This is a genomic window from Streptomyces sp. S063, assembly GCF_002832675.1.
In the GTDB taxonomy this organism is placed as follows: Bacteria; Actinomycetota; Actinomycetes; order Streptomycetales; family Streptomycetaceae; genus Streptomyces; species Streptomyces sindenensis.
Genome location: NZ_CP021707.1, coordinates 1,888,221 through 1,902,760 on the forward strand (window position 1 = coordinate 1,888,221; position 14,540 = coordinate 1,902,760).

At 69.7% G+C, this 14,540-nt stretch carries 16 protein-coding genes, 1 tRNA gene and 3 pseudogenes; 9 read left to right on the plus strand and 11 right to left on the minus strand.

What is annotated here, in order from left to right; genetic code table 11:
• Positions 1-96 precede the first annotated feature (96 nt).
• The gene (locus CCZ36_RS08470) at positions 97-759 is read left to right on the plus strand and encodes an HAD-IA family hydrolase (protein WP_069738483.1); all 663 of its coding nucleotides are present in this window, start codon (positions 97-99) and stop codon (positions 757-759) included.
• A gap of 59 nt (positions 760-818) precedes the next feature.
• Here CCZ36_RS08470 and CCZ36_RS08475 read toward each other — a convergent pair.
• Positions 819-1,475, minus strand: a pseudogene (locus CCZ36_RS08475) (ABC transporter permease).
• A 473-nt stretch (positions 1,476-1,948) separates the two neighbouring features.
• Between CCZ36_RS08475 and CCZ36_RS08480 the strand changes: the two are divergent.
• Positions 1,949-2,593 carry an HNH endonuclease family protein gene (locus CCZ36_RS08480; protein WP_069738484.1) on the plus strand — a complete coding sequence of 215 codons (645 nt, stop codon included), beginning with the start codon at positions 1,949-1,951 and terminating at the stop codon, positions 2,591-2,593.
• Positions 2,594-3,025: 432 nt separating this feature from the next.
• Positions 3,026-3,481, plus strand: a complete 456-nt coding sequence (locus CCZ36_RS08490; RefSeq protein WP_069738485.1) for a DoxX family protein — start codon at positions 3,026-3,028, stop codon at positions 3,479-3,481.
• A gap of 172 nt (positions 3,482-3,653) precedes the next feature.
• Here the strand turns inward: CCZ36_RS08490 and CCZ36_RS08495 are convergent, their stop codons facing one another.
• Entirely contained in the window at positions 3,654-4,481 is an 828-nt protein-coding gene (locus tag CCZ36_RS08495) for a superoxide dismutase family protein (RefSeq protein WP_128817382.1), read from the minus strand.
• 198 nt (positions 4,482-4,679) lie between these two features.
• Here CCZ36_RS08495 and CCZ36_RS08500 point away from each other — a divergent pair.
• Positions 4,680-5,324: pseudogene (locus tag CCZ36_RS08500) on the plus strand (DedA family protein); the annotation flags it as partial.
• Here CCZ36_RS08500 and CCZ36_RS08505 read toward each other — a convergent pair.
• The 4 genes from CCZ36_RS08505 to CCZ36_RS08520 form a co-directional block, all read right to left on the minus strand.
• A complete protein-coding gene (locus CCZ36_RS08505) occupies positions 5,281-5,505 on the minus strand; it encodes a DUF2277 domain-containing protein (protein ID WP_069743388.1) in 225 nt (74 codons plus the stop codon). The pseudogene CCZ36_RS08500 and the gene CCZ36_RS08505 overlap by 44 nt on opposite strands.
• Before the next feature lie 44 nt (positions 5,506-5,549).
• Positions 5,550-6,020: a DUF7144 family membrane protein gene (locus CCZ36_RS08510; protein WP_069738488.1), complete on the minus strand. Its 471-nt coding sequence runs from the start codon at positions 6,018-6,020 to the stop codon at positions 5,550-5,552.
• A 165-nt stretch (positions 6,021-6,185) separates the two neighbouring features.
• Complete coding sequence (locus CCZ36_RS08515) at positions 6,186-6,539, minus strand: hypothetical protein (RefSeq protein WP_069738489.1); 354 nt, start codon at positions 6,537-6,539, stop codon at positions 6,186-6,188.
• 4 nt (positions 6,540-6,543) lie between these two features.
• Complete coding sequence (locus tag CCZ36_RS08520) at positions 6,544-6,762, minus strand: hypothetical protein (RefSeq protein WP_128817383.1); 219 nt, start codon at positions 6,760-6,762, stop codon at positions 6,544-6,546.
• Positions 6,763-6,938: 176 nt separating this feature from the next.
• On the opposite strand from CCZ36_RS08520, the gene CCZ36_RS08525 reads away from it, so the two are divergent.
• Positions 6,939-7,562 (plus strand): histidine phosphatase family protein, encoded by a 624-nt coding sequence (locus CCZ36_RS08525; protein WP_069738491.1) that lies wholly within the window; start codon positions 6,939-6,941, stop codon positions 7,560-7,562.
• 6 nt (positions 7,563-7,568) lie between these two features.
• Here CCZ36_RS08525 and CCZ36_RS08530 read toward each other — a convergent pair whose 3' ends face one another.
• Both CCZ36_RS08530 and CCZ36_RS08535 read right to left on the minus strand, forming a co-directional pair.
• Positions 7,569-8,399, minus strand: a complete 831-nt coding sequence (locus tag CCZ36_RS08530) for an inositol monophosphatase family protein (protein ID WP_128817384.1) — start codon at positions 8,397-8,399, stop codon at positions 7,569-7,571.
• Complete coding sequence (locus tag CCZ36_RS08535) at positions 8,396-9,049, minus strand: GNAT family N-acetyltransferase (RefSeq protein WP_069738493.1); 654 nt, start codon at positions 9,047-9,049, stop codon at positions 8,396-8,398. Before CCZ36_RS08535 ends, CCZ36_RS08530 begins: the two co-directional genes overlap by 4 nt.
• A 162-nt stretch (positions 9,050-9,211) precedes the next feature.
• On the opposite strand from CCZ36_RS08535, the gene CCZ36_RS08540 reads away from it, so the two are divergent.
• Positions 9,212-9,730, plus strand: a complete 519-nt coding sequence (locus CCZ36_RS08540; RefSeq protein ID WP_069738494.1) for a hypothetical protein — start codon at positions 9,212-9,214, stop codon at positions 9,728-9,730.
• 548 nt (positions 9,731-10,278) lie between these two features.
• On the plus strand, positions 10,279-11,193 hold the full coding sequence (locus CCZ36_RS08545; protein WP_079149628.1) for a TIR domain-containing protein: 915 nt from the start codon (positions 10,279-10,281) through the stop codon (positions 11,191-11,193).
• Between the two features lie 177 nt (positions 11,194-11,370).
• On the opposite strand, the gene CCZ36_RS08550 is transcribed toward CCZ36_RS08545, so the two are convergent.
• Positions 11,371-11,670 carry a hypothetical protein gene (locus CCZ36_RS08550; protein WP_164873492.1) on the minus strand — a complete coding sequence of 100 codons (300 nt, stop codon included), beginning with the start codon at positions 11,668-11,670 and terminating at the stop codon, positions 11,371-11,373.
• 1,025 nt (positions 11,671-12,695) lie between these two features.
• Complete coding sequence (locus CCZ36_RS35615) at positions 12,696-12,833, minus strand: acetyltransferase (protein ID WP_373297575.1); 138 nt, start codon at positions 12,831-12,833, stop codon at positions 12,696-12,698.
• A gap of 217 nt (positions 12,834-13,050) precedes the next feature.
• Between CCZ36_RS35615 and CCZ36_RS08560 the strand changes: the two are divergent.
• Positions 13,051-13,383: pseudogene (locus CCZ36_RS08560) on the plus strand (tyrosine-type recombinase/integrase); the annotation flags it as partial.
• A 68-nt stretch (positions 13,384-13,451) separates the two neighbouring features.
• Here the strand turns inward: CCZ36_RS08560 and CCZ36_RS08565 are convergent.
• Positions 13,452-13,526, minus strand: a tRNA-Val gene (locus CCZ36_RS08565).
• Positions 13,527-13,724: 198 nt separating this feature from the next.
• Between CCZ36_RS08565 and CCZ36_RS08570 the strand changes: the two genes are divergently transcribed.
• Complete coding sequence (locus tag CCZ36_RS08570; protein WP_069738497.1) at positions 13,725-14,534, plus strand: DUF4097 family beta strand repeat-containing protein; 810 nt, start codon at positions 13,725-13,727, stop codon at positions 14,532-14,534.
• Positions 14,535-14,540 lie beyond the last annotated feature (6 nt).

A 14,540-nucleotide genomic window follows, 5' to 3' on the forward strand; every position in this document is an offset into this window, starting at 1 on the left:
CACTCCCTGACCGGCGGGCGGGGGTTGCTCTGGTTCCGCCCTGCCGTACGCGAGCCCGGGCCGTTCGCACATTCCCCCGCATTCCTGGAGCAGCCGATGCCGGCCACCGTCCTCACCGCACGCGCCCTCCTTCTGGACATGGACGGCACCCTCGTGAACTCCGACGCGGTGGTGGAGCGCTGCTGGCGGCGCTGGGCGGTGGAGCACGGGCTGGACCCCGAGGCCGCACTGAAGGTGGTGCACGGCCGGCAGGGGTACGCCACGATGGCCGTCCTGCTCCCGGACCGCCCGATGGAGGAGAACTACGCGGACAACCGGGTGATGCTCGCCGAGGAGACCGCCGACGTCGAGGGCGTCGTGCCGATCGGCGGGGCGCCCGCGTTCATGGCCGCGATCGCCGAGTTGCCGCACGCCCTGGTGACCTCCGCCGACAGCGCGCTCGCGACGGCCCGGATGAACGCGGCCGCGCTGCCGATGCCCGCCGTCCGCGTCACCGCCGAGCAGGTCGGCGCCAGCAAGCCGGACCCCGAGGGCTTCCTCAAGGGCGCGGCGGAGCTGGGCTTCGACGCGGCGGACTGCGTCGTGTTCGAGGACTCCGAGGCGGGCATCGCGGCGGGCCGGGCGGCGGGCATGCGCGTCGTGGGCGTCGGCCCGCGCGCCGCGACCCTGGCGCCGGACGCCCATGTGGCGGACCTGACGCGGGTGCGGGTGGAGGCGGCCGAGGACGGCTCGATCCGGCTGCACATCGACGAGGCCTGAGACCCGCCTGCACATCGCCGAGGCCCGAGACGGCAGCCGGAAAGCCCCGCCCCCCAGCCTCAGTCCCGGTACAGCAGCCCGCGCGCGACCAGCTCCAGGACCGTCGCGACGGCCACCCCCTGGACCGCCATCAGCGCGACGAGGACGAAGAGTTGCACGGCGCCCGCCTCCACCGGTGAGGCGCCGCCCAGCAGCATGCCCACGAACGCCCCCGGCAGCGTGACGAGCCCGACGGTCCGGGTCTGGTCGAGCCCGGGCAGCAACGCGTCCGAAGCCGTCGGCCGCACGATCTCCAGCCGGGCGTCCCGGTCGAGCAGCCCGAGGGCCAGGCCCGCCTCCACCTCCCCCGCGCCGGGCGGCGAATTCGCCCAGGGCGCGCCGCCCGCCGAGGACGGTCGCGGTGAGCGCCCCGCCGAGGAGGATGCCCGCCACCGGTAGAGCGCCACACCCCGGACCGGCACGAGCCCCGTGAGCAACAGCGCCCCGACGACGGGCAGCACACCCGCTCCGATCGGCACGGCGGCCCAACGCCAGGTGCGATTGCCGGTGATGCGACGGCCGGCGGTCCATACGGCCACGGCGAACATCAGCGCCACGAACCCGCGAAGCGGTGCCGCCGAGCGGACGACCCAGCCGATGAGCAGGGAGACGGCGGCGGCGAGGAACAGCAGGGCGGCGAGGACGACGCCGAGGGTGACGAAGACCGGAAGCAGCAGGCGGCAACGGTAGAGCCCCGCACTTCCCGCCGAACTCCCCGATGCCGCAGGGCCCGTACGGCCTTCGCTCTCCGAGGCGCCGCACGTCGATGCGATGCCACACGCCCGTACGGCCATCGCGCCCTGAGACCGCCGGAGCGCGGGACGACCGAGGACGCAGGAGAACCGGGGACGCGGGCCGACCGGGGGCGAGCGGGCCGCAGGCGACCCCCGGAGGGGGCGTGAACGGAAGCCCGAGCGCCCCCTGTTCCCCCGTCAGGGTGCCCACCACGCTCGGGAAGACCCCCCGTGACGGACGCGCGCGCCCCCGCGATCCGTCACTCCCCTTGCACACCTCTTGATGTGACGTGCACATGTCGCCACTCTGTTACCTGACGCCCACCCCACAGAAACCTGGCGTCGCCACGATGGCCGGGATCCGCCGAAGCCCGATCGTCGCCCACCCACGCACCCCCCACATCAAGGGAGTTCGCATGTCCGGTGTCTACGCGCGTCGCCTCTCCGTCGTCGCCGCAACCGCAGCGCTCGCCGCCACGTCCGCCCTGTTCAGCGCCCCCGGCGCACAGGCCGCCATGCCCACCCCGGTCAGCGCGGCGACCGCGCGGACCTACCTGAGCCAGCTCACCGTCGGCGCGGAGGGGTCGTCCAGCGGCTACAGCCGCGACAAGTTCCCGCACTGGATCACCCAGTCGGGAACCTGCAACACCCGCGAGGTCGTCCTCAAGCGCGACGGAACCAACGTCCAGCAGGACTCCTCCTGCGCCGCGGTCAGCGGCAGCTGGTACTCGCCCTACGACGGCGCCACCTGGAGCGCCGCGTCCGACGTGGACATCGACCACATGATCCCGCTGGCCGAGGCCTGGCGCTCCGGCGCGAGCAGCTGGACCAACGCCCAGCGCCAGTCGTTCGCCAACGACCTGACCCGCCCCCAGCTCATCGCGGTCACCGACAACGTGAACCAGTCCAAGGGCGACAAGGACCCGGCCGAGTGGATGCCGCCGCGCTCCTCGTACACGTGCACGTACGTCCGCGCCTGGGTCCACGTCAAGAAGCACTACAACCTGAGCGTCGACTCCGCCGAGAAGAGCGCTCTTCAGTCGGCGCTGAACGGCTGCTGACCCCGTCACCACCCCGGTACGCCGACCGAGTGCAGGTACCCGGTCGGCGTACCGGCGCGTTTTCGGCCGAGTACGGCTGGTGACGGTCGACACCCGCGTGACGTGAGCCCCGGCCCCGGAGACAGCAGGCAATGCCCGCGCCCGAGAAGACCCGACCGGCCGCGGGAAGCGGCGCGGTACGTCCCCTGCGCACACCTGCTCATAACGCTCACACCGCTTGGCCGGAAGTCTGCGCTGACATTGGTACAGGCCACAGCAGGGAAGCGGGGAGCCCAAGTTCGTAGGGGTTCTTGAGCGTTCCCCACCCCGGAGAGTTAGTCGATTTTCAGCCATACGACAGAATGTTGAAGTTGCAAGTAACGGTGAGGTTTCCCTAACCTGATGCGCCCAGTCGGTTCACGTCCCCACCCCGACCGAAGGAGCCCACCCCCCATGCTCATCCGCTTGAACCAGGCGCAGCCCTATGTGCTCAGCCTCTTCCGCCTCGTCGTCGGCCTGCTCTTCGCCTTCCACGGCGCCGCCACCCTCTTCGGGGTGCTCGGCGGCGATCAGGCGGAGACCGGTGCCTGGCCCGGCTGGTACGCCGCTCTGATCCAGCTGGTCTGCGGGGCTCTGGTCGCCCTCGGTCTCGGCACCCGTGCCGCGGCGTTCCTCGCCTCGGGCTCCATGGCCTACGCGTACTTCAAGGTGCACCAGCCGGAGGCGTTCCTGCCGCTCCAGAACGGCGGCGAGCCGTCCGCGATGTTCTGCTGGGCGTTCCTGCTGCTGGTCTTCACCGGCCCGGGTGCCGTCGCCCTGGACCGGTTCTTCGGTTCGCGGAGCACCGGCACCGCCGACACCGCCGGGGACGCGACGCGGCAGGACAAGGCCCCGGCGGTCTCGGTCTGACCGGCCGCTCCCGCACCACGGCTCTCCCCGGCCCCGCCCAGCCCGCGTTCCGGCGCCGACCCGGCGCGCGGTGGGGCCGCTGCGGTGAGACCGGAAGACGTACGACTACGCGCCCCGCTCCCCCGCGTTCGCGCAGGGAGCGGGGCGCTGCGGCGTACGCCGTGCTACCCGGTCAGCCCCTGCCGTCGGACCCGAACGGCACCGTGAAGCAGGCCGCCCGCTCCCCCGCACCGCCCTGCCGGTCGTGGATGATCACCGACCGTGCCCCGCCCTCACGGAAGTTCCAGTCGTGGACGGCCTCCGCGCGCCCGTCGCCTTCCTCGTCCGTCCGGAAGTCCAGCCACACCTCGTTGACCGGGTCCGCGGTCGGCGACGGGCGGTGCTGGTAGTGAGGGCCCGCGGCGGCCGGGTCGGCGCCACAGGGCGAGGTGTGCACATGCATCCCGTACGCCCGGCCGGGCACGAGTCCTCGCAGGCGCGCCCCGACCCGGGTGCCGGACGGGTCCGTGAACCCGGTGACCTCGATCCGCGCTCCCGCGGGCACCAGCCGGGTGTCGTACGTCAGCGCGTCGGACGGGACGAACGAACCGGGCGGCGAGAACACCCCCGCGGCCCGCGTCCACGAGGCGCCGCCCGCGCCGGCGACGCCATCGGCGCGGCTCGGCTCCACCGCGGAAGCCCCGGGCGCACCGTGGCCGCCGGGGGCGTCGTGGCCCACGGGAGTGCCGGGTGCGGCGTGGCCACCCGCGCCCTGGCCCCCCTGCGCTCCGTGGGCGCCAGGGGTGTCATGGCCACCGCCGGGGGCGGGCTCCTGGGCGGCGACCCCGACGCCCGCTCCGTACGCCAGCGTCAGCAGGGCCGCCGCGCCCGCCAGCACACCAGGGACCCGTGAGATCCCCCGGCTCCGCGCCCTCGGCTCCCCCTCGGGTCCCGCCGTCGGCCCCCGTCCCGAATTCGGGTGCGCGGGACCGTGTCCCGTCCGTACCATCCATGCCGTCATGCGCTGCTCCTCGCTCGTGCCGGTCGTTCTCCCCGCCTAACGGGCACATGGCCGCCAGGTGTACGTGACCTGCACAACATCACCCGCCCTGGGCGATGTCGGGAGAAGCCCCACGCGTACGCTGTACAGCTGAACCTGCCGCCCCTGCCGCTCCCCTGCGACCGTCGCGGCGCTTACACGACCGGGGAGTAGTAGACGGTGTTGGAGAGTGTGGCCGCGCTGACCAGCAGCCCATGGATCTACGCGGTGGTCGCCCTCTCCGTCCTCCTGGACGTCTTCCTGCCCCTTCTGCCCAGCGGTGTTCTCGTGATCACGGCCGCGACGGCGGCGGCAGCGGGCTCCACCACCGTCAACGGCGTCGGTGCGGGCACCGGTGGCCAGGTCCCCTCGCTCGTCGTGCTGATCCTGTGCGCGGCCACCGCCTCCGTGCTCGGCGACCTCGTCGCGTACCGGCTCGCCTGGCGCGGGGGCGACCGGCTGGACCGGGCCATCGCCCGCTCCCGGCGCCTGACCACCGCGCAGGAACGTCTCGGCGCGGCCCTGAGCCGGGGCGGCGGCGCGCTGGTGATCATCGCCCGGTTCGCCCCGGCGGGCCGCTCCGTGGTCTCCCTCGGCGCGGGGGCCGCCCACCGCCGGAAGCGGGACTTCCTCCCCTGGTCCGCGCTGGCGGGCCTGGCCTGGGCCGGTTACAGCGTGGGGCTCGGCTACTTCGGCGGCCGGTGGCTGGGCTCGACGTGGTTCGGCACGGCGGTCTCGGTGCTGGCCCTGTTCGCGGCGGGCGCCCTGGCCGCGTTCGTGGTCAAGCGCCCCGCGTCGCGCCCCGTATCTCCAGCCCGTCGAGCAGCTTCATCGTCGCTGCGGTGATCTCGTCGACGGCCCGGTCGAACACCTCGCGGTTGTGCGCGGCGGGCGCGCGGAACCCGGAGACCTTGCGTACGTACTGAAGGGCGGCGGCCCGCATGTCGTCCTCGGTGGCCTCTTCGGGGAGGGCGGGCGGGCGGAGTGTTTTGATGCTGCGGCACATGACTCCAGTGTGGACCGCCCCACTGACAACGGACACCCGTCCGCTCAGCGGCCCGTCGGCCGGGCGCCCTCGTTCGACCGGTCGGTGCACAGGGCCCAGATGACGAAGACGTCGATAGCGATGGTGACGACGGCCCAGACCGGGGTGTAGGGGAGCCACATGAAGTTGGCGATGAGGTTCAGCGAGGCGAGGGCGATGCCCGCGACGCGGGCCCAGGTGGCGCCGGAGAGAATGCCCCAGCCGACCAGGATGAGGATCACGCCGAGGACGAGGTGGATCCAGCCCCACGAGTTCACGCTGAACTTGAAGACGTAGTCGTTGATCCGCGTGTACACGTCGTTCGAGGCGATCCCCGCGATGCCCTTCAGCACTCCGAGGACACCGTCCACGAAGAGCAGGACACCGGCGAACACCGTTCCCCCGGCCGCCCACGGGCTGCCGGGGCCGCCGCCCGCACGGGGATCGGCGGGGCGCGAGGATCCGGGCGGGGGCGGGGGCGTGCTGGACTGCGACATGAGGACTCCTTGGCCGGAACAGGCTCCGGGACGGCCGGGGATCGGCCGGTAGCAGGTGGTACCGGGCGGCTGCCGTCCTGACCCGGTGGTTACGGACGGGTCAGCTTCGACGTTCCTGGCTGGGTCCGGCCGCAGCGAGCGGGACGCACCCGTTCGGGTGAGAGGTCACGGCGCGCTGACCGTGACGATGCGCCCCTGGGCGTCGACGGTGAGCGCCTCCCGCTCGACCCGGTTCACCAGCGCGAGGACGGCCCACACGACGCCCCACACCAGACACGAGAAGACGGTGAGGAAGGCGTGCAGCACATGGTTCACCGACTGCCCGCGCACCAGCACCACCTGGCTCCCGGAGCGGGACTCCACGCGCCAGCCGCTCGCGATGCGCCGGCTCACGACCCAGTCCAGGATCAGCGCCCGCTGTGCCCCGTCGGGGGGCTCGCGCCCGGCGTCCCCGGCGAGGTAGTAGCCGGGCGGTGGTTCGATCGACGCGCTCTCCCGTACCGTTCGACGACGCTTCACCGGATCACCCCCAGGTGTCGAGGTCGCCCCCGCGCCATTCGATCAGCCCGGGCCGGTCCAGCTCGACGGCCTCGTCGGGCCCGGGGGCGAACCCCGCGGCCCGCAGCAGCGCGGCCACCTCGCCCCGACCGTGCGCCAGCCCGACGATCCGGCCGTGCACGGTGACCCGCCGTCCTCCGGTCCCGGAGGGCGGGTAGACGATCACGGGCGGGTGCGCGGCCATGCATCCACGGTGCCCCGACCGCTGCCCCCGCGCATCCCGGGCGGCCCCGCCCCGCGCCGCGGAACCGTCCGAGCACGGCGGGACGCCCATGGACGTCGCGCCACGGAACCGCCCGAGCACGGCGGGACGTCCCATGGACGTATCGACGATCATGACCCGCGACGGAGGACCCGTCCATGACGGCAACGGCTGCCCGCTACCTGTACGTGACCCGGCACGGTGAGGCTTCCCAGGACGAGACCACGCTGACGGAGGCCGGCCGCCGCCAGGCCGCCCTGCTCGGGGAGCGGCTGCGCGGCGCCCCGATCACGGCGATCCACCACGGCCCGCTCCCCCGCGCCGAGCAGACGGCGCGGCTGGTGGGCGAGCAGTTGCCGGGGATTCCCCTGCTGCCGTCCGAACCGGCCGGCGACTACCTCCCGTACCTGCCGTCACGGGAGGAGCTGCCGGCGGAGTCGGCCGACTCGACGCTCGCACGGCTGGCGGAGTTCCCGGCGGCGGAGCGCGAGCTGGGCCCCGGACTCGCGGAGGAGGCGCTCGCACGGTTCACGGGAACGGTCGGGGGCGACGAGCCCCGCCACGAGCTCCTCGTCACGCACAATTTCCTCGTCGGCTGGCTCGTCCGGGACGCGCTGGACGCCCCGAAGTGGCGCTGGTTGGGCCTCCACCACGCCAACGCCGGGCTGACCGTGATCCGTTACTCGCCCGGCCGGCCCGCCGCCCTGCTCGTGTTCAACGACACCGGCCATCTGCCCACCGAACTCCGCTGGACCGGCTACCCGCCCGAACTGCACGTCTGAGGCAGTTCACCCGTTCCCGCCCTTCCTGCCCTTCCGCCCGCGACCGCCGATCATCGACATGAGCAGCTCGTGCGTCCCGGCGTCCGCGGCGGCGACGAGCCCCCGGCCGCCCGGTCCGACCGGAGCGCCGTCGACTCCGGTGACGACGCAGCCGGCGGCCCGGCACAGGGCGATCCCGGCGGCGAAGTGCACACTCCCGCTCAGGTCGCCGCCGTCCGTGACGTAGGCGGCCCGTCTGCCCGCCGCCACCCAGGCCAGCGCCAGCGTGGTGGAGACGACGCGCGGGCGGAAGTGCGCGACGAACCCGGGGTGGGCGAGCAGGTCGACGGCCCGGAATCCGGGTGCGCTCGGGAAGGGCGGGTCGAGGTTCACGTCCACCAGCCGGGTGTCCGCCGTGGGCGCCAACGGCCGCTCGGCGCCCCGCGCTCCGGTCCGTACGCGGGCGCTCTCCCCGTCGGTGAGGAAGACCTCGCCGCTGAACGGATCGGCCACGGCGGCCGGGCCGTTGCGCAACACCACGTTGACGGCGACGAGTTGGGAGCCGACGGCGTAGTTGAGCGTCCCGCACAGGGGGTCCACCAGCCACTCCCGCTCCGCGCCGGCTGCCCCCTGCCGGCCGCCCTCCTCCCCGTGCACGGCGTCCCCGGGCCGGGCGGCACGGATGACGTCGAGGATCGCCTCCTCGGCGGCCAGGTCGGCGTCGGTGGCGAAGTCCCCGGAACCCTTGTCGATACGGGAGTGGAGCCGCCCGTAACGGGCTCGAACGACCTCCGCCCCGGCCAGCGCGGCGGCTGCCGCGACCTCGGTGTCCGTCGCGCTCGCGAGTGAGTCGGTCACGCCGCCTCCCGACGGCCGAGGAGCAGCGCCTCCGAGCCGACCGGCCGGAATCCGGCGGCCTGGAACGCCCGGATGCTGCGCGCGTTCCCCGCGGCCTGCTGCGACCAGAGCGATTCACCCGGGGGCACCAGATGCCGGGCGGCTCTGGCGAGGGCGCGCCCGAGCCCCCGGTGCCGGGCGTTCTCGTCCAACTCGACGGCCACCTCCCAACGACCGGCCACGCCGCGCCCGAGCACCAGCACTCCCCCGTCGACCTCCCACATCCGCACCCCGTCGCGGCGCCGGCGGGCACTCACGACCCGCGGGTGCACGGGATCGGTGACCTCCCTCAGTTCCAGGCCGGGTTCACCGGGCAGCGAGGCCGCCACGGTCAGGAGGTCGATCGTGTCGGTGGTCCGCCCGGTGCGTTCCAGGAAAGCCGACAGAAAGCGCGGATGCATGGTCGCGGCCAGCGCATCGCAGTCCAGGGCGGCCAGCGTCTCGTGGACCCACTCGGGATCCTCATCGGTGAACACGACCGAGTGCGCGGTGAAGGCGATCACCCCCGTGTCGCGGCTGGAAGGCGCGGCGACCACGGTCGTCCTCCCGTCGGTCTCCGGAAACCGCCCGCCGGCCGCCCCGTGCAGGATCTCCGCCAGTGTCCGCCCCATCAACTGCCCCCTCGTCTTTCGTCATTCGCCGCCCGAGCGCAGGAGAAACGGGGATCGGCCTCCAACGGTCAACAGCAGAAGGGACGATATCCCCATGACCGATGAAGATCTTTTCGAGCCCGGCCACTTCGACCGCAGCGAGACCGACGGGGATCACAGCTGATGTGGGAAAGCGCCATCGCCGTCCTGGGCACTCTCGCCGGCGGCCTCCTCGTCACGGTCACCCAGCAGATGACCGACCGGCGCCGTCGGCGCGAGCAGCACCGTGAGCAGGTGGCGGACCTCACCGGCCGGCTCCTGAGCGCCGCGCTCCGCTACCGCCAGCTGTACTGGCTCCGGGTGGACGCCCTCCGGGCGGGCGAGCCGGACCCCGTCGTCCGGGCGGACTTCTATCAGGCCCGCAGTGATGTGACCGAGGCCCGGGACCGGCTCGCCCTCTCCGTCACGGACGAGACCCTGCTCCGGGCGGCCGGGCGCGCGGCCTGGAGCGCCCTGGGGCTGAGCGATATCGACCCCGGCGTGCCGCAGAACGGCCGCTACGCACCGGAGATCGAGGCCCGGCTCGAGGCGGCGCGGCAGCATACGCACAACACCCACACCGAGCTCCGGCAGGCCGCAGCCGGCTACGGCACCGCATCGGCTCCCGGCCGCGTCGTCGACACACGGTCGCAGTCCACCTGACGGCCCTGTGGCATCTTCGTGGACTTCCGGCATGAGAAGGCCCCCCAGTCGAGCACGACTGGGGGGCCGAAACAGGCTCTCACCTGCTGCTTTTCCTCGGTGGGCGCGGACGGTTTCGAACCGCCGGCATGTGCTTTGCAAGTTCGGCCGGGCGCCGCTGCGGCCCCCGCCTCCCGCCACAGCGACGGTCGGCCAAGAACGCTCACATACACCCCTGTCCAGCGGCGTTGATGTCAGCTGTAGATGTCAGAGACCTTCCGATCCGTAGCTCAACCGGATCGGCCATCGATAGCCATTCCGGCTGCTGCAGGCACCGAGAGGGACGATGACGGTCCGGGATGTGTGCTGTGGTTGCGGTGCTCCGTTGCTGTACGCCCACGGACCACCTCGTGCGGTGCCCCGCGGTGGCCTATGTCTTCAGCTTGGTTCGGGGGGCGTAGCAGTCCCAAATTCAATCTTCTCCAGCGCGCTAGCTTCATCAGGAAGTAGCCTTGCCGCATCATCAAGCCGCTGACTACGCAACGGTCGCATGAGGCAAGGGTACGCGCATGAAGGTATTCCTAAGTTGGTCTGGAGATCGATCCAAAGCCATGGCGGAATTTTTGCAAAACTGGCTGCCAGATGTTATTCAGGCGATTGATCCGTGGATCTCTTCGCAAAACATTTCGCAGGGCTCTCGTCCATTGCCGAGCATTGCCGACGAATTGGCCAGTTGTAATTTCGGGATAGTCTGCGTTACTCCAGAAAACAGAAGTGCCGAGTGGATTAATTTCGAGGCCGGAGCTTTGTCCAAGGCGCTTGATGATTCCGTGGTGATTCCCCTGCTTCTGGGAATCGAGAAAGCTCAGGTGACTGGCCCCTTGTCGCAGTTTCAGATGACGCTGAGCACAAAGAAGGATGAGATGTTTAAACTAATATCAGACATGAATGGCAGGCTCGGCGAGATGGCGCTCGCCCCGGACCGTCTCGATAGATCATTCGAGCAAAATTGGCCAAAATTGGAGGAAGAGCTTAATAGCATTTCCCAAAGGGAAGATTCTCGGAAGCCTAGACTGGAAAAGGGTCGATCGGCTGAGGATTTGATGGAGGAGGTCCTTCTACTTGCACGCCGACAAGAGAGGCGGCTCGCCGACGTCGAGAGTTCTTTGGAGTTTCTCAGCGCGAGAAGGGATGGATCTGTTCGGAACGCTAGGCGACTTCTCTCGGTGCAGTCGCCGGACGGGGGTGCCCGTGAGTCGCGTAAGCGCCAGGCGCACAGGGTTATGGACCTGCTGAGCGAATATGGCGTGAATAGTGTTAGATTCGAAGGCGATACCGCCTTCGTGGATCTTCAGGCAATCCCTGAAAGTGGCAATGGGCATGAAGAGTTCACGGCCGCGCTTGATCGAGTATCCAGCGAAATTAACCTCACGGTGACTGCCCAATGCGGAGAGCGCAAGTACACCCACAACTGGCCCTTCTGATGGGCCTTCATCAAGAGGTTTGCAGCTAAGTATCGGATTTTCGCCAAAGGTGATTTGCGGTCCTCACCCTGGGTGGCTAGCGGCTCCGACTGCCTGGCGCTCGGCCCATCTCTGCCGCACTGCTGGTGCGTTGGGGGTACAGCCCATCGAGCCGAATCGGTCAAACACAGTGAAAATTCAAGGGAGAATTTCAGATGCACTTTGCGGCTTCTTTTCATCCTTGTTGGCATCCGAATGAGTAATTATCCCGAACACGATGGACACGATTACCGCCAGTAGAGCAATCATCGACATTAGGAATTCTCCAGCCGTGATGCGCCACCACCTTTGCGGAAATTCCTGCCTATTAAGGCAAATTTCAACCCGGCTACGGCGGGCCATCTCCCTGCCGATCGATAGCCCTGCCACGAAGAATAGGAGCCAGAACGTCAAGGCTATGGCTATGCTCCACGCGACCGATAAGAATCCATCAGGCAAGAAAGCTGAACTTACTCCATACCAAATACCGTTTGCGGCGGATGCAGCAAAGGCGTAGCTGAGGGGTGGCGCGTACCAGATGCGCCACTTAAAGGGCCTAGCCTCCTCAATCAGAGAGCGTAGGGCGGCAGAGCGCCCGCGAACCCAGGTGGGATCTCCTGTTACCGTGCATTGAACTGTATTAGCCTCAGTGACAATCAGGGTGACTTTCCGCTCCGGCTTGAGTTGTCCCCTGGGTCTCGCGCGATGATCCACATATCGTCCAAGAGCTCGGGGTCCCCCGGCTCCGTGGAATCTCCCAGGGCGGTTTCCAAATCGTCCGGGCTGAACGCTCTTATTCGCGTGATGGACCTCTGCGTATATATGGACTGCTGGCCATGCCGCGAAAACCCCTCACCCGCGGCACGCCACAACCTATCCAGTTGACGCCGATGCATTTTGAAACCAATGACATTAAATTTGGCGGTGGCTGTAACGTGAGGGGTCATTCGAGCATGCTGCCATACCCCGTAGCCAAGCACCCCCTTGTTACGAAACTGGTGGTACTCGTGCACGCGAAGAGCCAACCACCCGCTATACCCACCACTCACCCCGGCTCCCATCCCGTCCGCCTTCGACCCACACACCGTGGAGCGGTCGTGGTTCAGGGCGTCAAGGTGGAGCGCGCCACTGTACGAACGACCTTGACGCCCTGGGCCGCGACTGCTCGGCTCTGCCTGGGTCGAAGGTGGTCGGGATGGGAGCCCCCTCGACGCTCGCCCCGCTCCGGCCGGCACTCGCGAACGGTGCCCCGTCCATCCCGGAGTCTGAGCGCCCCCGCCGGAGGCATCGTCTTGAAGCCGCGGGCTTGGTTCTCGTCTCATGCCCCCGGGCCTATCCAGTTGTGGGCGCGCGTCGGCGGCGGCAGCGCCGAGCGGGCCGAAGGCAGGAGCGCGGGCGCAGCCAGAGCCGGGAAGCGCGCCCGGCGGAGCGGAGCGCAGCCGGGTGCCTTGATGAGGTAGAGAAACCCGTAACAGCTCTCGTCGTCAGGCGGGTGCCACGAAGCAGACGGCGTCGACCTGCTTGCCTCCGAAGGTGTGGACGGCTTCACCGATGCGTTGCCAGCCGAGGTTTTCATAGAGGCGAATCGCGGCTGCGTCCTTCGTCAAGACCTCCAGCACCAAGCGCAGGTGCCTGTCTCGGGGTAGGTCGTAGCGGTTTCCATGAGGAGTTTGCCGACAGACGCCTTACGTGCCTCGCGCGCCACGAAGAGTCCAGCCAGGACCCCGATGTGGGAGTCGTCGTCACCGCTCTCCTCCCTCCAGAACCGGGCCAACTCTTCTCCGGGCTGCGGGCTGTTGATGGCGATATGCCCCACGCCATGTCCATCGGTCGGCCCTGCCTGAGGCTGCCGGTGATCAGTGGGAGGAGACCGGCTACGTCTTCACCACCCGATCCGGCCGGCCGATTGAGCCGCGCAAGCAGTACCGCTCGTTCACCCGGGTCGCCGGAACCGCAGGGCTTCGCGTCATCCGGCTGCACGATGCCCGGCACGGCTGCGCGACCCTGCTCACCGCCGCCGGGGTCGCTCCCCGTGTCGTGATGGAGATCCTCGGGCACAGTCAGATCGCGGTCACGATGAACATCCATGCCCACGTCGTCCAGGACACGCAGCGCGGAGCCGTGAGTCACCTCGACCGCATGCTGAGGCGGCAGCGGCCCGACCGTGGGTGACCGCGCCCGTTGATGTCAGAAGCGGATGTCAAAGACCCCCAGCCATGATCGGCTGGGGGTCTTTGTGCTGGTGGGCGCGGACGGTTTCGAACCGCCGACATCTGCTTTGTAAGAGCAGCGCTCTACCCCTGAGCTACGCACCCGTGGATGAGGCAACAGCGTACATGGACCGGGCCCCTGCTCATAAACCGTTCGGGACCGGGGGATAACCCCACCCCCAAGACGGTAGCCGGCCGGATCCCGCCGGGGGCTGTCGCTGCATACGGTTTGAGTGCACCGGCAACGACGTCCGGTGGCACCGTCCGGCAGCAGGCACCGCACGCACTGGGGGACCGATCACCGTGGACATCGTTACGAGCGCACCGACCCGCACCCGTTCCGGGGCGCGCCTCGGGGGTGCCGCAGGGCGGGCCCTCGCTCTCGGGGGCGGGGTGGCGTTGCTGGCGCTGGCTCTCACCGGGTGCGGGAGCACGGACGTGGACGGCGCCCCCGTCGAGCGCAAGTCGTTCGCGCTGAAGGGGAAGACGCTGACCGTGGACGCCGAGAACGGCCTCGTGGACCTCGTGCCGGCCGATGTGGAGCAGGTCGAGGTGGAGCGGCAGTTCGACGGGTGGGCCGTGTTCGGCAATGGGCCCGACGCCGTCTGGAGGATGGAGGACGACACCCTCACGCTCCGGGTGAAGTGCGAAGGCATCGGCAACTGCGACTCCCGGCACCGGGTGAAGGTGCCGCGCGGGGTCGCGGTGACCGCCGCCTCGGACAACGGGACGGTCAGCGCCAGCGGTTTCGACAGCGCGCTGGATCTGTCGTCCGACAACGGCGAGATCAAGGTCCGGGACGCGAGCGGCACGCTGAAGCTGAAGAGCGACAACGGGGAGGTGCGGGCCGAGCGGATATCCGGCCCCTCCGTGATCGCCCGCGCCGACAACGGGGAGATCCGGCTGGGCTTCACCTCCGTGCCCGACCTGGTGGACACCGTCAGTGACAACGGAAGCATCACCATCGATCTGCCGCGGGGCCAGACGTACAAGGTCGATGCCTCCGCGGACAACGGGGACGTCTCCGTCGACGTGCCGCGCGGCGACGACAGCACGCATGTGGTGAAGGCCTACAGCGACAACGGGGAAGTCACCGTGCGAAGCGCGAACTAACCGACC